The sequence below is a fragment of the uncultured Clostridium sp. genome (genome assembly GCF_910588715.1).
Taxonomy (GTDB): domain Bacteria; phylum Bacillota; class Clostridia; order Clostridiales; family Clostridiaceae; genus Clostridium.
In genome coordinates this window covers 878,174-897,175 of record NZ_CAJURG010000001.1, presented here as the reverse complement: position 1 = coordinate 897,175, position 19,002 = coordinate 878,174, and the positions used below count along the sequence as shown (strand labels likewise).

Below are 19,002 nucleotides of genomic sequence, written 5' to 3'. Positions count from 1 at the left end.
AATAAGAGGTATAGTTTCTTAAAACTAAACTGCAACATTTAAAATTTCTTCTACTTTACTTTTAGAAGTTGGAATGATTCCACAGTTAGGAGTAGAATATGGTAAATAATTTATATTTAAAGGCTTTCTTTCATCAAATAAAGCTTCATATTTGTTAGATGGTTTATTTGATTCAACGCTTTTAATTAATCCTTGTTCGATGAACTTCTTTTCAGAAATATTATAAAGTAAATAGAAAATTTCCTCATCTTTAGCATCGCTAATTAATCTTTCAGCATTTAAATTGTTTATTTTGAAGTTGTACCCAGTAAGTAATTTGTTATTTGTATGCTCTGCTTTAGCATTAGTTCTTAAAATGTAATATCTCATAAAAAATCTCTCCCCATTTAAAAATATTTATATAATAATTTTTTTAAAATAATTTTACTAATTTTATTATAAGTAGTTTGGCCACCCTACAGTTATATATAATAACACCTATGGAAAATAAAGTAAACATTTCAAATGGGATTTTCATACAAGTTAATTTGATAAAAATAGACAGCTATTTTTTACTAAAAATTACAAAATAATAAGAAAATTGAGAAGTTTAAAATAAAATATCGAAAATTAAATTTTAAAAGTATAAGAAATTTTTCGCTAAAATTTTTAATTATTATTTTAAAAATACAAATTCAGTAGGGGTTGAATATTCATTTGAGTAAGAAAATCCAAGCTCTTTAAAATCTTTAACTTTTTCTATATCAGTAATATTATTTTCAGCTAAATATCTTATCATAATTCCACGAGCCATCTTAGCTTCTGTAGCTTTTACTTTAATTTTAGAGTCCACTAGGCTTCCAAAAATGCAAGTAATAAATTTAATATCTTCAGTTAAGTATTTTTCAATTGTTTTACTATATTCTTTTGAAGCGAGATTTAATATTGTTGTAGTATCTTTAATTAGTTCTTTATATATAGAGTCTCCCCAAAAAGAATATAAGTTTTTATTACTTTCAATTGCTAGTTTTGCCTGCATTTCTAACCTATATGGAACAATACCATCTAACGGATTTAAAATTCCATAAAAGCCAGATAAAATTTTTAAATGATTTGATATATAATCAAACTCAGAATTACTAAACGAATCTGGTGACATATATTTATATTGAATTCCTTCATAAGAAAGAATTGCAGGAGATAAGTTTTTATATAAATTCATATTTTTATATCTAGAATAATTAAGCTCTGCAATTTCATCATTGCAAGCTAAAAGTTTTTTTAGGTCATCATATTTATAATTTTTTAAATTATTAAGTAAATTTTCAGTTTTTTCTATAAAACATGGAATAGATTCACTTATAATATCATCATTGTTTATGTTCATTTTTTTTGCTGGTGAAATAATTATATTAAAATTTTTATTATTCAAATTTATCAACTCCTAAGTGAAATGTCAAAAATAGTATAACATAGATAATAATAATTATTATATAAAAATTAAAATTTTAATAATAAATTTTAATTATATTAAATAAAATTATTATCTATAAAAACTGAGAATATTTTATAAATTTGATTTTTATAGTATAATTTATTTGAGAAAAAATGGTAATAGCGAGGGTGATATATGAAAATAGGATTAGTATTAGCTGGTGGTGGAGGTAAGGGAGCATATGAACTTGGAGTTTGGAAAGCTTTAAGGGAATTAAATTTAACTAAATACATATCAGTTTTTTCTGGAACTTCCATAGGAGCTTTTAATTCTGTATTATTTGCTATGGATGAAATGGAAAAAGCTGAAAAGCTTTGGGAAGAGGTAACTATGGAAAAATTAGTTCCTGTTAGCAAAACAGAATTAATTAAAAGGGGAATTGGGCTATACATTGGAGGTAAGAATTTACAGTTAGCTAAAAAGTTTTTAACTGATAAGTTAGAGCATGGAGCTATTAGCAATGATGGAGCTGTAGAAATGGTAGAGAAGTATTTAGATTTTGATAAGATTAAAGAAAATGGAAGGATATGTTATGCAGCATGTACAAAGTTACCTAATCTTAATACTAAATATTTTAGAATAAATGATTATGATAATGAAACTGCAAAAAAAATTGTATTAGCATCAGCTTCGTTACCTTTAATATATGATAGTACAGAAATTTTTGGAGAAAAATATATAGATGGTGGAATAGCTGATAATGTTCCAATTCAGCCTGTATATGGGGAAGGTTGTGATATTATAATTGTAGTTTTATTATCTAAAGATGTGCAAATTGATAGATCCCTTTATCCAAACTCAAGTCTTATAATAATTTCACCAGAAAACCTATCTGAAAATACTATAACAGGGACATTAAATTTAGATACGGCAGCAAAACGTATAAGAATAATTGAAGGTTATAATGATACTATAAACAAGATAGACCCTATTATAAAGCTTATTAAATTTGTTAATAAAAAGGAGGAAGAAATAAAAAATCCAACTTTATATAAAACTTATAAATATTTAAAAGATATAAAAAATAAAATTGAGAAAACTAAAATTAATAAAAAGGGAAAAAATAAAATTAGATAATATTTATAAAATGTGGATATAATAAAAAATAGGTGAATTTGATTTTGAACTTAAAAATGGTATAATTTACTTGGGAAAATAATAATTGAAAGAGAGGGTAGGTTAGTTATATTAACTAACTGTAATAATATGTTAAAAGAAATATTAAAAAAAGATGAAATAGCAGCAATGAAAGCAAGAGATAAGGCAAGAGTTAGCGTTTTAAGACTGGTTAATTCTGAAATTAAAGCTTATGAAGTTAATAATAGAGAAGATATTCCAGATGAAAATGTTATTAAAATAATAGAAAAAAGTATAAAGCAAACTAAGGAAGCTTTAGAATATGCAGTTAAGGCTAATAATGAAGAAAAAATTGCAGAAGGAAAATTTGCATTAGAGGTTTTAACTCCTTATTTACCAAAACAATTAACTGAAGAAGAAGTTAATGCAATGTTAAAGGAAATAATAACTAAAGGAAATTATACTGCTAAAGATATGGGAAAAATAATGAAAGAAATAATGCCAATGGTAAACGGTAAGTTTGATAGAGCTAAAATTAATCCAATGGTAAAAAATATATTATCATAATAAAATATAAAAAAATTAAAAGTTAGGATTGGAGATATAATCCTAACTTTTTATATAAATTTATATAAATAATAATCGTACCAAGATAGAATATTTATATAAGAATATTGTTTTATTAGCTTAGTGTACTAGAAAAATAAGAATAACAATGGCCATAAAAACCAAGAGTTGCCAAACCCACAATTTCCAAAACCGCAGTTACCAAATCCACAGTTATTATATCCATAATTACCATATCCACAGTTATTAAAATTACAACAATTATTATTATAATAATTTCTATTGCAATTATTACAGCATCTTCCCATTGTTTTTCCTCCTATAGTATAAACACTTAATTCATCTTCTGTTAAATTAGCTTTATAGTATAATATATTCAATATAAATAATATGGTGAGTTATATTAAAAAATTTTTTTAGTGTATTAGCTTATTTTAAAAGAAAAAATTTTGATATAATGATTAAAAGTATTTGATTAGGAGTGAAGAAGATGGGAATTAGTGCAATAGGAACAAGAAAAAATGTAAGTGTTATTGATACAACAGAATATGAGGGAATGAAGGTAGAAGTATTAGAGTATAATAAATTACAAGGTTCTACAGATACATCAGCTGCTATGGATATGTATTTTATGGAACAGCAAAATATAAAAGCTAGACAAGTTGCAATATATTTAAATAATGATAAGGTAAAGGTAGAACCTGGTGCAATGAGTTACTTTAAAGGAAATTTAGAAATGGTTTCAGGGGTAACGCCAGGTAAGTTAATAGGAAAAATGTTTTCAGCAGCTGTAACAGGTGAATCTGTTGCTCAACCAGAGTATAAGGGAACTGGAACGGTGGTTTTAGAGCCTTCTTTTAATCACTTTTTAGTTTTAAAAATTGATGGTGAAGTCATAGTAGATAAGGGAATGTTTTACTGTGCACAAGGTGGAGTACAAGTTAAGCCTGTATCTGTAAAAACAATATCATCAGCTTTTGCTGGAGGAGAAGGAATATTTCAAATTTCTTTAAAGGGAAAAGGTATAGTTGTATTAGAAAGTAGAGTACCAGTATCTGAAATAGATGAAATACATTTAGATAATGAAACTTTAAAGGTGGATGGAAATTTTGCAATATTAAGGAGTGGAAATATTAATTTTACAGTTGAGAGGTCTGCTAAGACATTAATTGGATCAGCTGTAAGTGGAGAAGGGCTTGTTAATGTATATCGTGGCACAGGAACTGTATGGCTTGCACCAACAATTAAAGTTTATGATGCTATAAATAAATCTAGAGCTTTAGGAATTAATAATACAACAAATATGAATATGAATACAAGTAATAGTAAATAAAAGTTTTAAGAGTATATAATAAAGCCTCTATATATTTATTTAGTTTAAATATATAGAGGCTTTTTTGTATAAAAAGCTGAGAATATTAATTAAATATAGGTATAATTTAAAAAAATAATAAATCATACTATATTTATCTACTTTAAAAATTTTTAAAAAGTATTATAATAAATATATAATAATTATTATTAAGTAAAAGTTGAAATTAACAATAAAGATAGAGGAATTTTTATGGATGAAGCAAAAGTAATTGAAATGATTAAGATAAATCCAATTGTTATAAAAAATATAAGTAATCCTACAGAGGAAATGAAAAAAATAGCTATAGAAAAAGATGGGCTTTTATTAAGATATATAAAAAATCCAACTATAGATATTCAAAATTTAGCTATGAATAGCAATCCTAGGGCTATTGAGTTTATAGATAATCCCACAGAGGAAATGATGATAAAAGCAATAAATAGCGGCTGGAGTAATTTAAATTATATTAAGAATCCTTCAAATTATATAATTAAATTAGCAATAGAGCAAAGAGGATGGGCTATTAGATATGCTAAAAATCCTAGTGAAGAACTTCAATTATTAGCAGTAAAAAAAGATTATGATTCAATTAAATATATTAGAGAACCTTATGAAAGTGTTCAAGAAGAAGCTGTAAAGATAAGTTATGATGCATTAAGGTATATTAAAGAACCATGCTATAGAGCAGAAATTGCAGCTATTAAAAATAATGAAGCAGCAGTAAAGTTTATTAATAATTTAAGTAAAGATAAGTTATTAAGTTTTTTAAAGGAAAATATTTTAGTTATAAGGTATGTTACTAAGAGTTTACTAAGTGAAATATCTGAATATGAAATAGAAGAAATATTAAGAGAAGTATTATCAAAAGATGATGTAGAAGAAAAGTATGTAAGGGATTTTTTAAATTGTAATGTTATTGATAAGGGTAGTGAAGTTATAGATATTGATAAAATTATGTTTATTTATGAATATGGAAGCAAAAAATCAAAAAGAATTGCAGTAGACGAAAAGCTAAAGATGATATAAGGGGGATGATTAAAAATGAATTTTATAGATACATTAAGAAGTGTAGAATTAGTATTAGCAACAGAGGAAGTTCCACTAGTAATAGGTGAAAGTGGAATTGGAAAAACAGCATTAGCAAAGAAGTTAGCTAAAGATAATAATTGGAGTTTAGTAGTTATTGATGGTAATCTTCTTAAAGAGGGAGAAATAGGGGGATTGCCTACGATAGAATCATATATGACTGTGGATTCTAATGGAAACAGGCTAGAAAAGAAAACAACAATATATGCTGTTCATACGAAGCTTAGGGAAATTGATGAGGAAATAAATAAGGGAAAAAGGGTTCTTTTATTTATAGATGAAATAAATCGTTGTGAGCATACAGTACAGCAGGAACTTATGAATTTAATATTGAATAGAGAAATAAATGGTTACAGGTTACATGATGATGTAAATATATTAGCTGCAATGAATCCATCAAGCAAATATGGTTCAGATTTTGATTATCAAGTGGTTGATATGGATGCTGCTCAGGAAAATAGATTTGTATGGCTTAATATGGAAAGTGATCATAAAGCTTGGCTTAAATGGGCTATGGAATCTGGAATTGAACAAAAAGTAATAGAGTTTATTGGGGTTTTTCCAGAATATTTACATAAGATAAATGAAGATGATGTAAGAGCAACTCCAAGAAGTTATGAAAGGGTTTCTAAAGCTTTTAAAGAATATAAAGAAAGAAAGGATTCAATACCTAAGTCGGTATTTTTAAATGTTATAAAAGGTAATGTTGGAAAGGTTATAGCTGAAGAGTTTGTAAATTTTGTTGAATCGGACCATACTCCTTTAATATCTTTTTATGAAGTTTTTTTAGGTGATACTTTAAATAGTGAAATTATAGAAAAAATAAAAAGTGAAAGTCATACTAGACTTTATTTAACAGCTATGAACATTTTAAAGAGTTTAGAGGAAAACATAAAAAATATTAATGAAGAATATGTTTATTATATAAATAGATTTATTGAATTTTTAAATGAATATCCTATAGATTTAATGGTTGGAATAATGAAAGATATGAAAAGTAGTTATCCTGAAAGCTACAAAAGAGCTTTAGAAAATGAAAAGTTTGTAGAAAGTTATTTTGAAGCTTATAGTGCAATAAGGGGATAATTTATGGAAAGTAACTTTGAAAAATTAAAAAATGAACTTTATTTTGATGCTGAAAAAATAATAAATAGTTCAGTTATGTTTAAGAAGCTTCGCATGGGAGAAAAGTTTGATATAGAAGTTGAAAAAAGTTTTGAAGTAGAGTTTTTTAAGCTTATTGATAAAGTAAATTTAAGTCTTATGGAGGAAAAAGATAATTTTTATGGATACTTCTTATTTCAAATGGATAGAGAAATAAGATTTGATATAAACACTCCTACTGCTATAAATTTTAAGGGCGCAAAATATGTTATATATTTTAATCCTATAATATTTTTACAACTTAATATAAAACAAATGGAAAGTACAATAAAGCATGAAATTCATCATATATTATCTATGCACTTAGTTAGAGCTAAGGAATTAAAAGGAAACTTTAGCACTCTTGCAATTAATTTAGCTATGGATATAGTAGTAAATCAATATATTAATAATTTGCCACCATATGCAATTACTTTAAAGGGAGTAAATTTAAAGTATGAGTTAAATCTTGAACCCTTTAATACATTTGAATATTATGCAGAAAATATCCAAAATGTATTAAATGTTCTTGAAGAAAGTGATGAGGGCGAGGAAGATGATAGTACAGGGGAAAATCTAGATAATGGATTTGATATAGAAAAGGCACATGATTTATGGAACGAAAATGAAAGTTTAGATGAAAAAATGCTTAAAGATTTTACAGAAAAATTTATAAGTAATGCTGAAAAGGGTGTAATTCCAATTCATATAGAAGGAATGATATCTAACTTAAGACAAAGCAATAGCGAATTGCCTTGGAATCTCTATCTTAAAAAGTTAATGGGTACTGTAGAAAGTAACAAAAAGAAAACTATAACAAGAAGAAATAGAAGACAACCTAATAGATTAGACTTAAGAGGTGAACTTAGAAATCATAAAGCAGAAATTATAGTAGCAATTGATATAAGTGGAAGTATTAGTGATGAAGAATTTAAACAAGCAGTTAAGGAAGTTTTATCGATAGTAAAAAATTATAATCATGAAATAACTATAGTTGAATGTGATAAGGAAATTAAAAATGCATACAAGGTAAAAAATATATATGATATAAAAGATAGGTGTTCTTCTGGTGGAGGAACTAGGTTCACGCCTGTTTTTGAATATGCAAATAATAAAAATAGTAATTTATTAGTATATTTTACTGATGGAAAGGGGGAGGATAGACTACAGATTAAGCCTAGAGGGTATAAGGTTTTATGGGTTATTTCTGGAAGAGGAGATAAGCTTTCATTAAAGGAACCTTATGGTGCAGTTAAAAAACTTAGTAGACTTGAGATAAAAGATAATATTGTAGATATGAAAGATGTTAGAAATGATGGATATTCAATGAATAATCAAGAGCCAATTTTTTAACTAATTTAATAATAAATATATAGAATAATTAAATATATTATTGCAAAAATTATATTTAATTAATTAGAAGGGAGAAGAGAATTATGGGAATATTAGAAAAAGGTGTAAAAAATAAGGTTGTTATAGTAACTGGAGGAACTAGAGGAATTGGATTTTCAACAGTAAAGACATTTCTTGAAAATGGAGCAAAGGTTGCTTTATGTGGATCAAGAAAGGAAACTGTAGATAAGGCATTATCAGAGCTTAATAAAATAAATTCTAGTTATGAAGTTATTGGTTTTTCAACAAATTTATTAGACATATCAGAAGTTGAAAAAATGATGGAAGAAGTTATAAATAAGTGGGGCGTTATAGATGTTTTAATAAACAATGCAGGAATAAGCGATAACGTTAGTATATATGACCAAGATGCAAATCATTTTAAAAAGGTAATAGATATAAATGTAGAAGCAGTATTTAATTGTAGTAAAATAGCTGCTGAAAAGATGAAGAAAAATGGAAAAGGTGTAATACTTAATACAAGTTCTGTAGTAAGTATTAATGGACAAAAATCAGGGGTTGGATATCCAACTTCTAAATTTGCAGTTAATGGATTAACTAAATCTTTAGCAAGAGAGTTAGGTAAAGACGGAATAAGAGTTAATGCAGTAGCACCAGGAATAATTGGTACTGATATGGTTGCAGCACTAGACCAAAACATGATAAATGCAATGGCAGCTAATATTCCAGTAGGAAGAATCGGAAATCCTGAAGATATTGCAAATGCATTCTTATTCTTAGCTTCAGATATGGCAAGTTATATAAGTGGAGCTGTTTTATCTGTTGATGGAGCAATTGTAATTTAATATAATATTAAAATGAGTATAAAAAATAAGATTGTACCAGTTAAGGTACAATCTTATTTGATTTGGAGGAAATTTATTTGGATAATATATATATGTTTGATAATTATATATCTATAGGACGTAACTTTATGACTGAAAAAAATTATTTGAAGGCCTTAAAGTTTTTTAAAAAAGCCTATAAGTGTGAAGGGGGAAAAAATGACATAGACTTAATTTTAGATTTAGCATTTCTTTATGATAAGATAGCAAATTTTGATTTAGCAGAAAAAATGTATAAGAAAGTATTAGAGCTAGATGAAACTAATTCTATAGCATATTATGGACTAGGAATAATTTATGACGATGATGAATTATATGAAAAAGCCATTAAGTATTACAAAAAGGCTATAAAATATGATGAAAAGTATGAAAAAGCATATTTCTTTTTAGCTAATGCTTATGATGAAATAGGAAATAAAGAAGAAGCAATAAAAAATTATAAAAAGGTACTAGAGTTAAATCCAAAGGATTTATGGGCAAATGCTAATTTAGGATGTATTTATGATGAATTAGGTAATATAAATTTAGCTTTAAGATATATGGAAAAAGCACTTGAAATAGATAAAAATCATTTTAGAATATTATTTAATTTAGGTGTTTTTTATAAAAAGCTAGGAAATTTAGATTTAGCAGAGGAATATTATAAAAAGTCAATAGAAGAAAATCCTTATTATCCTTATAGTTATTTAAATTATGCTGTTATGTATAGAGAAAAAGAAGATTATTTTAAGGCTATAGATATAATAAATGAAGGAATTTTACAAAATGAAGATGAAGGATTTTTATATTATAATAGAGCTTGTTTTTATGTAGGAATAAATAAATTAGATTTAGCACTTGAAGATGTTTTAAAATCTATAGAGTTAAATGAGTTTTTTGAAGGTTACATGAAGGAAGATGAAGAGCTTAATTCTATTAGAAATTTAGAAAAATACAAAAAGCTCTTTGGATAAAAATTATTATAATACTATAAAGTTAAATTAATTTGTATTATAATGTTAATAAAATACAGAAAGTTAAAAGGAATATTGAGGTGAAATATAATAATGGCTACATTAAAAGAAATAGCGGATAAAGTAGGAGTATCTTTAGCAACTGTATCAAGAGTATTAAATAATGATAGTGGAATTTTAGTGGCTGATGAAACTAAGGTACAAATACTAAAGGTAGCAGAAGAATTAAATTATAAAACTGCAAAACAAAGAAAAAATAAAAATTTAGAAAAGAAATTAGTTACTATAGGAATTGTAGAAATGTATGATGTAGTTAAGCAATTACAAGATCCTTATTATTTGCTTTTAAGAAATATTGTTGAAAAAAAAGCCTTTGAAAATGATATAAAACTTGTAAGGCTTTTTAAAAAAGATGATGATTATGAATTTCTTGGGAATATTGAATTGCAAGGAATTATTGCTATAGGAAAATTTACTTCAGAAGAGGTAGAAAAGTTATCAGATAAAGCTTCAAACATTGTGTTTATAGATTCTGCTCCTAATGATGAATTATATGATAGTGTGAAAGTTAATTATAAATTAGGAGTAAGGCAAGGGTTAGATTATTTTGTTAATCAAGGTCATAAAAATATTGGATTTGTTGGAGAAAAGTATACATTAGGAGATAATAAAATTCCTAATTTTGATGATCGTTTAAAATATTTTTATGAATATATGAATGATAATCAGTTATTAAATGAAAAATTTATAATAAATAGTGATATGACATCAGAGGGCGGTCATGAAGCTATAATTAATTATATTGATAAAAATAATGAAATGCCAACTGCCTTTTTTACAGCAAATGATGCTATTGCAAGTGGTGTTATTAAAGGACTATGTGAAAGGGGAATAAAGGTTCCTAATGAAGTAAGTATAATAGGATTTAATGATACAATAATATCACAATATACAAGTCCTCCATTAACAGCTATAAGAGTTCATATAGAATATTTAGGTGAAGTTGCAGTAAGTCTTATGGTTGAAAGATTAAATGGTAGAAATTATGCCAAAAAAGTTATAATACCAAGTGAATTTGTACTTAGAAATAGTGTTAGAAAAATATAATATTAATTTAATTAAATGAAAGTATTTAATGTTAAAAGATACTCTCTTTATTTTTATTCACAATATTAAAAATTGTAAATAAGAGATAAAATGATATATTATAGAATTACTAAGATATTAACAAATATGGAGGTTATATAAATGAATGAAGAAATTAGTAGATATATTTATAACTATGGGATTGATAAATGTAAAGTAAAAGATGTGAAAATGAGATTAAGTAAAATAAAGGTTTGTGGATATTTTAAGGGAAAGAATAATCTAGACATATACTATGAGAAATATTATATAAAAGAAGAAAAAGGTGCAATAGTAATATCTCATGGATTTTCTGAATGTATAGATAAATTTATAGAAATGATATATTACTTTATAGGAATGGGATATTCAGTTTATGCTATTGAACATAGGGGTCATGGAAGATCAGGGCATTTAAGTAAAACTGATAAAACTCAAGTTAATATAGATAAATTTGAAAATTATGTGGAAGATTTAAAGATATTTTTAGATAAAATAGTTACTAAAAATAGCTCGGATTTATATCTATATGCACATTCGATGGGGGGTGCAATAGCAACGATGTTTTTAGAAAAATATAATGGATATTTTAAAAAGGCTATATTAAGTGCACCTATGATGGAAATAGAAACAGGGAAATTTTCAAAACCTATAGTATATATAGTAAGCTCTATATACATAATGGCTGGAAAAGGAGAAAGTTATTTATTTGGACATGGCCCATTTGATGGAAAATATAATTTAGAAATGTCAGGAGCAAGTAATAAGTATAGATATAAAAATCACTTAGAAGAATTAAAATCAAATGAAGAATTACAAAGATCTGGAGGATCTTTTAAATGGTGTTTTGAAGCTTTAAGAGCTACTGATTATATACTTAAAAAAAGAAATATTAAAAATATAAATATTCCTATATTACTTTTTCAATCAGGAAAGGATACTTTTGTAAGAGAACGTGGACAAAACAAGTTTTGTAAATGTGCTAATATATGTAATAAAATAAAGTTTGAAAATGCTAAGCATGAAATATTTTTTGAAAATGATGAAATATTTATTGAGTATTTAAAAGAAATAAAAAAATTTTTGCAATAATTTTACTAAAAATATTGAAAAATTTACTGTAAATATATTATAATGTTCTTAAAGAAAACGTTATCTAAAATATGTAATAAAGGGGATAATAAAATTATGGGAATATTAATTAATAAATTAGAAAATATATTTAGCCTTCAAACTAAAAATACTTCATATGTATTTGGAATAGATAATGAAGGGTTAGTAAGAAATTTATATTGGGGAAGCAAAATCAATGATATTGAAGATTATGATATGCCAGTATTATGCGAGGTATCAACAAATGATCCAGTATATGAAATTACTAGAGAGGAGTACCCTGTATATGGTAGTTTAAGATATAAGGAAAATTGCTTAAAGGCTACTTTTGCAGATAAAAGCAGAGAGTTAGTTTATAAATATATAGGATATGATGTTAAAGATGATGAACTAATAATAAGATTAAAAGATAATCACTATGATTTTAATATTAATCTTCATTATAAAGTTTATGACCAATATGATTTAATAGAAAGATATGTAAGTGTAAAAAATAATTCTAATGATATTATTGAAATTGAAAAAATTCATAGTGGACAATTCCATATTCCATATGAAGGATTAAATTTTTCAAATGTTAATGGTCATTGGGGAGCAGAACAACAAAGATTTGTTCAAAAAGTTAATTATGGAAAAATTGTTATAGAAAATAGAAGAGGAATATCAAGTCATAACCATAATCCATATTTTGTATTAGATAAAGATGCTACAGAGACTACAGGGGAAGTATTCTTTGGGGCTTTAAAATTAACTGGTAATTTTAGTGGAATAATAGAACAAACTCAATATGGTGAAACATTAGTTCAAATGGGAATTAATTCACACGACTTCTTAATGAAACTTAATCCAGAAGAAGAATTTGTTACTCCTGCGATTATAGCTGGATATAGTAATTCTGGATTTGAAGCTATGACACACAATCTTCATAACTTTGCAAAAGATAATGTACTAAGAAAAGGGACAAGACCTGTATTATATAATTCTTGGGAAGCAACTGAATTTAAGGTAAGTTGTGATGAGCAAATAAAACTTGCAGAAGAAGCTAAGAAAATTGGCGCAGAATTATTTGTAGTAGATGATGGTTGGTTTGGAGAAAGACATGGAATAGATAATGGATTAGGAGATTGGTATGTAAATAAAGAAAAATTTCCAGAAGGATTAAACCCATTAATTAATAAAGTTAAAGAAATGGATATGATGTTTGGAATATGGGTAGAGCCAGAAATGGTAAATCCTTTATCTGAACTTTATAAAAATAATCCAGATTGGATATATCATTTTGAAACTAGAGAAAGTGATACATCTAGAGGACAATATGTATTAAATTTAACTAAGGAAGAAGTAAAGAGATTTGTTTATGATATGTTAGATAATTTATTATCTACTTACGATATTGATTATATTAAATGGGATGCTAATAGACCTATGTCACAAACAGATGTTGAAAAGGATATTTGGTATAAACATATAGAAGCTATATATGATATTGTAAGAGAATTAAAGGTTAAGCATCCTAATGTATTATTTGAGGCTTGTGCATCTGGTGGAGGAAGAATTGATTATGGTATTTTAGGTATATTTGATGATTTCTGGACAAGTGATAATACTGATGCTTATGATAGATTATTTGTTCAAGATAGTTATTCTTACATTTATCCAATTAAAGCAATGAGAGCTTGGGTAACTGATTGTCCAAACTTCTTATCTAGAAGAGTTATACCAATGAAGTTTAGATATCATAGTGCAATGATGGGTACTTTAGGAATTGGATGTAATATATTGAAATTTAATGAAGAAGAAGTAAAGTTATCACAAGAATTAATAAGAGAGTATAAGGAAATAAGACATATTATTCAAGAAGGTGATTTCTATAGATTAGAAAATACATCAAAGAATGATTATAAGATTTATCAATATAATAAAGATGCGGAAAGTTTATTATTTGTATTTTTACCTCAAAGTTTAATTGGACATAGAGGAACTACTGTTAAACTTAGAGGATTAGAAAGTGAATCTAAATATATAATAAAAATTAATGGAGAAGAGATTATTAAATCTGGTAGCTATTTAATGAATAAAGGTTTAGAAATAAGATTAGTTGGAGATTATGCTAGTGATATTATAAGAATTAATAAATTTTAATCTTTTTATTTATTAGTAAATTTTAATCAAGGGTAGATTGTTAAATTTTAATTAAGTATATTAGCTTTTTTAGAAGTTTAACAATTTACCTTTATTTATATAAAAAACTTAAAAGTTTAATAATGATTTATAAATATAAATATTAAATAATAAGTTTAATAAAAAGTTGGTAAAAAATATAAAATTTTTACTGTAAAAATACTTGTAAAACGTTTTCTTGTATGTTAATATATAAATATAGTATATGAAAATATTTACAGGGTTTAGTAAAACATATGAAATATTTGGAGGGAGAGAATTATGGGATTATCATTTAAAGAAAAGTATTCTTTTGGGATTGGTGCATTAGGGAAGAACTTATGTTATGCAATTGTATCTAGTTACCTAATGATTTATTTCACTGATTCAATTGGACTGGCTCCAGCATTTGTAGGGAGTTTATTTTTAGTAGCAAGACTATGGGATGCGGTTAACGATCCAGCAATGGGAATGATTGTTGACAATACAAAAACTAAATGGGGAAAATTTAGACCTTGGATTTTAATAGGTACAGTAATAAATGCGTTAGTATTAGTATTATTATTTAAAAGACCAGAGGGCTTAGAAGGAACTGCACTTTATGCTTATTATTCAGTTATGTATATATTATGGGGAATGACTTATACAATAATGGATATTCCTTATTGGTCAATGTTACCTTCTTTATCTAAGACTAATGAAGAAAGAGCTCAAATGTCAGTTATACCAAGAATATTTGCAAGTTGTGCATGGTTAATAATGGGTGCTTTTGGACTTTCTATAGTAAATAAATTAGGAAGTGGAAATCAAACTAAAGGGTATGGAGCTTTTGCTGTAGTAATAGCAATAGTATTTGTAATAACTTCTATTATAACTGTTGTAAACGTTAAGGATAGTAGTTGTACTAAATCTGAAACAAGTAAAAAAGCAGAAAAGACAAGCTTAAAGAAAGCGTTTAAACTTATAAAAGAAAACGATCAACTTATGGTATTTATAGGAGTTGTACTTGCGTATAACTTAGTTGCTCAATTATCTGGTGGAATGTCAATTTATTACTTCAAGTACGTTGTTGGAAATGAAAATATGTATCAAGTATTTACAGCATTTGCTGGATTAGCTGAAATAGCAGCACTTATGCTTTTCCCATTACTTTCAAAGAGAATGAGCAAAAAAGGTGTATTTAGATTAGCATGTTATTTACCAGCAGCAGGTTTATTAATACTATTATTTGCAGGAATTTTTGTTCCGGGAAATGCAGCCTTAATAGCTTTATCAGGAATTATAGTTAAGTTAGGTTCAGGATTTACTTTAGGAGCTACAACTGTTATGCTTGCAGATGTTATAGATTACGGTGAAGTAAGATTTGGTTCAAGAAATGAAAGTATAGTAGCTTCATTCCAAACATTATTAGTTAAAACTGCATCAGCTGTATCAGGATGGTTAATAGGTGTTGGATTAACAATAGTAGGTTATGTTCCTAATATAACACAAACTTCAGGAACAATATTAGGTATGAGAATTCTTATGATAGCAGTACCTTCAATAATAACAATATTAGGCTTCTTTATATATGCTAAAGGATATAAGTTACATGGCGAATATCAAGAAAAGATAATGGAAGAGTTAAATAAGAAGAGAGAAGCTAATGAATATGCTGTTTAATAAATAATCTATAAATAGATTACACAAAATGACAAATTGAAGTTTTTAATTCTCCAATTTGTCATTTTTATTTAAAGTTATGGTAAAAAAGTAATAAAAATAGTATAATATTTTAGTAAAATTTACAGTAAAGAGGATGGGTTAAAATGTTTTTAGGTGTTGATTATTATCCAGAGCACTGGAATGAGGATATGTTAGAAGAGGATTTAAATAATATTATAGAGCTAGGCAGTAATGTAATAAGAATAGGAGAATTTGCTTGGCACATGATGGAAAGAGAAGAAGGTAATTTTGACTTTTCATATTTTGATCATATAATAAATGAAGCTAAGAAAAAAGAATTAAGTGTAATATTTGGTACACCAACTGCAACAATGCCAGCTTGGCTTGCAAAAAAACATCCAGATGTTTTAGGTGAGTTTGAAGATAATACTAAGAGAATTTTTGGTGGAAGAAGGCAATATTGTTTTAATAGTAAAACTTATCATAAATATAGTGAAACAATAATTAGAGAGCTTGCAAATCATTTTAAAAATGAAGAAGCCATAGTAGCTTGGCAAATAGATAATGAATTTGGACATGAAGGTAGTGATGTTTGTTATTGTAATGAATGTAAAAATGCTTTTAGGGAGTATTTAAGAAAAAATTATAATAATGATATAAATAAATTAAATGAAATATGGGGAACTAGATTCTGGTCTCAAACTTACAACGATTTTGATGAAATTCCAGTTCCAGCAAAAACAATAACTACTCATAATCCAAGTCTTAGAATGGAATGGGAAAGATTTAGAAGTGCAAGTGTTGAAAATTATGCAAAACTACAAGTTAGTATTTTAAAAGAAATATTAGGAGAAGATTCTGTTATAATTCATGATTTTTCAGGTGGATATTTTGATAAAAGCTTTGATTTTTCAAAGGTAGCACAACATTTAGACGTAGTTGCATATAACAATTATCCTGTATGGGGTGGGCAAAGAGAACCAATCCCTGCACATGAAATTGCTTGTGGTTTAGATTTTATGAGAGGTGCTAAAAGACAAAACTTTTGGATTACAGAAGCAATAATGGGTGCACAAGGACATGATGTTATAGGATATCTTCCAAGACCAAATCAAGCTAAGATGTGGTCATATCAAGCAATGGCTCATGGATGTAATTCTCTTATGTATTTTAGATATAGAGGAGCGACTAAAGGAGCAGAACAATATTGTTATGGAATAATAGACCAAGATAATAAGAAAAGAAGAAAATTCTATGAAGTTCAAGATTTCTTTAAAGATATGAAAGAAAATGAAGAGGTTATAAATAGCGAAATAAAATCAAGCGTAGCAGTTATTTATGACTATGAGTCTATGGCATCATTTAGAATTCAAAAGCAAAGCTTTTTAATGGATTATAAAAATGAAGTATATAGATTATATAGACCTTTTTATGAAAATAATATAAATATTGATGTTATTCCATCATATGTAGATTTTAGTGAATATAAAGTTTTATTAATACCAACTATGATTGTATTTAAAACAGAAGTTCAACAAAGAATTAAAGAATTTGTTAGAAATGGTGGTAAAGTAGTATTTAGCTTTAGAACTGCAATTAAAGATTATTATAATAACTTAACATTAAATGAATTAAATCCAAGTTTTTATAATGATTTAATTGGTGGATTTGTTGAAGAAATAGAATCACTTCAAGAAGGTCAATGTGTTAAAATTAAAGGAATAAATAATTTTAATGGAATAGAAGGTACTGGAGAAGTATTTAGAGATATGTTAAAAACAACTACAGCAGAAAGCTTATTTATGTATGATGATGAATTTTATAATGAATTATCAGCTATAACATTAAATAAGTATGGTGCTGGAGAAGCTTATTATATTGGTACTGGTGTAGATAATAATGTTATGAATATGATAGCTAGAAAAATATTATCAGAAGGTAATATAGAAGTTATTGAATCAGAAGCTGGTGTAGAAGTTGTTAAGAGAGTTGTTAATGATGAGGAATATTATTTTGTTATGAATCATACAGCATTAACAAAGGAATTTAATGGAGTTTCTTTAAGTGCTTATGAAAGTAAAATAATTAAGAAATAAAAATTTAATATAAAGTGTTAACTTATAGCCTTAACCATTTTATTTGGATAAGGCTATTTTTTATTATTTATTAAATAATTATTAAGTTGATATAATAATGTAGGAATAGTATTTTTATAAAAATTATAATTGGAAGTTTAAAGGGAGAAAGAATGAATACAATAATATATTTAACAAGACATGGACAAACTTTGTGGAATATTGAAAATAGATTGCAAGGTAGAGGGAATTCTAAGCTGACTGAGGAAGGTAAAGGGAGAGCAGAAATGCTTAGTAAAAGAATGAAGAATATACATATAGATACTATATATTCAAGTCCTTTGGAAAGAGCTTTTATTACAGCTAATATAATTAAAGGAGATAGAGATATTGAAATTATAACTGATGATGGACTTATGGAAATGTGCTTTGGTGATTATGAAGGTAAAAAGACTGAGGAGATTATTATGGAAAATCCTAATTGGGATTTAAAGCTTATTATGAAAGGTGATACTAAATTAGTTGCACCAAATGGTGAAACTTTAGAAGAGGTTAGAAAAAGAGTAGCTAATTCAATGGATAAAATAATTAAAGAAAATATAGGTAAAACTATTTTAATAGTAGCTCATGGAATAACCTTAAAGGCTATAATGCATTATTTTAAAGATTATGAGTCAACTGCTGAGGTTATGGGGCAAGCAACCTTAACTAAGGTTGTTGTAAATGAAAAGAATGATTTTTATATAGAATTTAAAAATGATAGTAGTCATTTTTAAAATATAAAATAATCAGTAAAGCTATTTAAAGAAGATGAAATATTGAGAATTTTTGTTAATTATAAAGGAGATTTTAATGATGAGAAGAGGGAGTAATAAACTTAGGTATTATTGAATAAAAGTTAAAATTATTAATTGTATGGTTTATTTGTGTATTCTACACTATTAAGTAAGTTGATAAATTTATATAGGATGTA

The 19,002-nt window shown here is 26.1% G+C and carries 17 protein-coding genes; 14 read left to right on the top strand and 3 right to left on the bottom strand.

All coding sequences use genetic code 11. From position 1 onward, the window contains the following. Positions 1-24: 24 nt before the first annotated feature. Both QZ321_RS04425 and yaaA read right to left on the bottom strand, forming a co-directional pair. A complete protein-coding gene (locus QZ321_RS04425; protein WP_291742133.1) occupies positions 25-369 on the bottom strand; it encodes a hypothetical protein in 345 nt (114 codons plus the stop codon). Between the two features lie 286 nt (positions 370-655). Further along, positions 656-1,411 carry a peroxide stress protein YaaA gene (yaaA, locus tag QZ321_RS04420; RefSeq protein ID WP_291742137.1) on the bottom strand — a complete coding sequence of 252 codons (756 nt, stop codon included), beginning with the start codon at positions 1,409-1,411 and terminating at the stop codon, positions 656-658. Between the two features lie 198 nt (positions 1,412-1,609). Between yaaA and QZ321_RS04415 the strand changes: the two genes are divergently transcribed. Together QZ321_RS04415 and QZ321_RS04410 are read left to right on the top strand one after the other, a co-directional pair. Beyond that, on the top strand, positions 1,610-2,551 hold the full coding sequence (locus QZ321_RS04415; protein ID WP_291742138.1) for a patatin-like phospholipase family protein: 942 nt from the start codon (positions 1,610-1,612) through the stop codon (positions 2,549-2,551). A 129-nt stretch (positions 2,552-2,680) separates the two neighbouring features. Then, a complete protein-coding gene (locus QZ321_RS04410; RefSeq protein ID WP_291742141.1) occupies positions 2,681-3,118 on the top strand; it encodes a GatB/YqeY domain-containing protein in 438 nt (145 codons plus the stop codon). 128 nt (positions 3,119-3,246) lie between these two features. Here QZ321_RS04410 and QZ321_RS04405 read toward each other — a convergent pair whose 3' ends face one another. Beyond that, the gene (locus tag QZ321_RS04405; RefSeq protein WP_291742152.1) at positions 3,247-3,426 is read right to left on the bottom strand and encodes a hypothetical protein; all 180 of its coding nucleotides are present in this window, start codon (positions 3,424-3,426) and stop codon (positions 3,247-3,249) included. Between the two features lie 182 nt (positions 3,427-3,608). On the opposite strand from QZ321_RS04405, the gene QZ321_RS04400 reads away from it, so the two are divergent. The 12 genes from QZ321_RS04400 to QZ321_RS04345 all read left to right on the top strand — a co-directional run bounded on the left by QZ321_RS04400 (position 3,609) and on the right by QZ321_RS04345 (position 18,805). Further along, positions 3,609-4,451, top strand: a complete 843-nt coding sequence (locus QZ321_RS04400) for an AIM24 family protein (protein WP_291747528.1) — start codon at positions 3,609-3,611, stop codon at positions 4,449-4,451. A 231-nt stretch (positions 4,452-4,682) separates the two neighbouring features. After that, complete coding sequence (locus tag QZ321_RS04395) at positions 4,683-5,498, top strand: hypothetical protein (RefSeq protein ID WP_291747531.1); 816 nt, start codon at positions 4,683-4,685, stop codon at positions 5,496-5,498. A 15-nt stretch (positions 5,499-5,513) separates the two neighbouring features. After that, positions 5,514-6,644, top strand: coding sequence for an ATP-binding protein (locus tag QZ321_RS04390; RefSeq protein ID WP_291742160.1), 1,131 nt, complete (start codon positions 5,514-5,516; stop codon positions 6,642-6,644). A 3-nt stretch (positions 6,645-6,647) separates the two neighbouring features. After that, the gene (locus QZ321_RS04385) at positions 6,648-8,054 is read left to right on the top strand and encodes a VWA-like domain-containing protein (protein WP_291747535.1); all 1,407 of its coding nucleotides are present in this window, start codon (positions 6,648-6,650) and stop codon (positions 8,052-8,054) included. 83 nt (positions 8,055-8,137) lie between these two features. Continuing rightward, on the top strand, positions 8,138-8,899 hold the full coding sequence (locus QZ321_RS04380) for an SDR family NAD(P)-dependent oxidoreductase (protein WP_291747538.1): 762 nt from the start codon (positions 8,138-8,140) through the stop codon (positions 8,897-8,899). A gap of 77 nt (positions 8,900-8,976) precedes the next feature. Further along, complete coding sequence (locus QZ321_RS04375; protein WP_291747542.1) at positions 8,977-9,891, top strand: tetratricopeptide repeat protein; 915 nt, start codon at positions 8,977-8,979, stop codon at positions 9,889-9,891. Positions 9,892-9,984: 93 nt separating this feature from the next. Next, the gene (locus QZ321_RS04370) at positions 9,985-10,998 is read left to right on the top strand and encodes a LacI family DNA-binding transcriptional regulator (protein ID WP_291747545.1); all 1,014 of its coding nucleotides are present in this window, start codon (positions 9,985-9,987) and stop codon (positions 10,996-10,998) included. Between the two features lie 141 nt (positions 10,999-11,139). Beyond that, positions 11,140-12,108 carry an alpha/beta hydrolase gene (locus QZ321_RS04365; RefSeq protein WP_291747548.1) on the top strand — a complete coding sequence of 323 codons (969 nt, stop codon included), beginning with the start codon at positions 11,140-11,142 and terminating at the stop codon, positions 12,106-12,108. Between the two features lie 96 nt (positions 12,109-12,204). After that, positions 12,205-14,271 carry an alpha-galactosidase gene (locus QZ321_RS04360; RefSeq protein ID WP_291747551.1) on the top strand — a complete coding sequence of 689 codons (2,067 nt, stop codon included), beginning with the start codon at positions 12,205-12,207 and terminating at the stop codon, positions 14,269-14,271. A 300-nt stretch (positions 14,272-14,571) separates the two neighbouring features. Continuing rightward, positions 14,572-15,951 (top strand): melibiose:sodium transporter MelB, encoded by a 1,380-nt coding sequence (gene melB / locus QZ321_RS04355; RefSeq protein WP_294196290.1) that lies wholly within the window; start codon positions 14,572-14,574, stop codon positions 15,949-15,951. Between the two features lie 146 nt (positions 15,952-16,097). Then, positions 16,098-18,050, top strand: coding sequence for a beta-galactosidase (locus tag QZ321_RS04350; RefSeq protein ID WP_291747555.1), 1,953 nt, complete (start codon positions 16,098-16,100; stop codon positions 18,048-18,050). Positions 18,051-18,202: 152 nt separating this feature from the next. Next, complete coding sequence (locus QZ321_RS04345) at positions 18,203-18,805, top strand: histidine phosphatase family protein (protein ID WP_291747558.1); 603 nt, start codon at positions 18,203-18,205, stop codon at positions 18,803-18,805. Positions 18,806-19,002 lie beyond the last annotated feature (197 nt).

Coding starts and splice junctions, on each gene's coding strand:
- QZ321_RS04425 (WP_291742133.1), bottom strand. CDS start 369: ATGAGATATTACATTTTAAGAACTAATGCTAAAGCAGAGCATACAAAT.
- QZ321_RS04415 (WP_291742138.1), top strand. CDS start 1,610: ATGAAAATAGGATTAGTATTAGCTGGTGGTGGAGGTAAGGGAGCATAT.
- QZ321_RS04410 (WP_291742141.1), top strand. CDS start 2,681: ATGTTAAAAGAAATATTAAAAAAAGATGAAATAGCAGCAATGAAAGCA.
- QZ321_RS04405 (WP_291742152.1), bottom strand. CDS start 3,426: ATGGGAAGATGCTGTAATAATTGCAATAGAAATTATTATAATAATAAT.
- QZ321_RS04400 (WP_291747528.1), top strand. CDS start 3,609: ATGGGAATTAGTGCAATAGGAACAAGAAAAAATGTAAGTGTTATTGAT.
- QZ321_RS04395 (WP_291747531.1), top strand. CDS start 4,683: ATGGATGAAGCAAAAGTAATTGAAATGATTAAGATAAATCCAATTGTT.
- QZ321_RS04390 (WP_291742160.1), top strand. CDS start 5,514: ATGAATTTTATAGATACATTAAGAAGTGTAGAATTAGTATTAGCAACA.
- QZ321_RS04385 (WP_291747535.1), top strand. CDS start 6,648: ATGGAAAGTAACTTTGAAAAATTAAAAAATGAACTTTATTTTGATGCT.
- QZ321_RS04380 (WP_291747538.1), top strand. CDS start 8,138: ATGGGAATATTAGAAAAAGGTGTAAAAAATAAGGTTGTTATAGTAACT.
- QZ321_RS04370 (WP_291747545.1), top strand. CDS start 9,985: ATGGCTACATTAAAAGAAATAGCGGATAAAGTAGGAGTATCTTTAGCA.
- QZ321_RS04365 (WP_291747548.1), top strand. CDS start 11,140: ATGAATGAAGAAATTAGTAGATATATTTATAACTATGGGATTGATAAA.
- QZ321_RS04360 (WP_291747551.1), top strand. CDS start 12,205: ATGGGAATATTAATTAATAAATTAGAAAATATATTTAGCCTTCAAACT.
- melB (WP_294196290.1), top strand. CDS start 14,572: ATGGGATTATCATTTAAAGAAAAGTATTCTTTTGGGATTGGTGCATTA.
- QZ321_RS04350 (WP_291747555.1), top strand. CDS start 16,098: ATGTTTTTAGGTGTTGATTATTATCCAGAGCACTGGAATGAGGATATG.
- QZ321_RS04345 (WP_291747558.1), top strand. CDS start 18,203: ATGAATACAATAATATATTTAACAAGACATGGACAAACTTTGTGGAAT.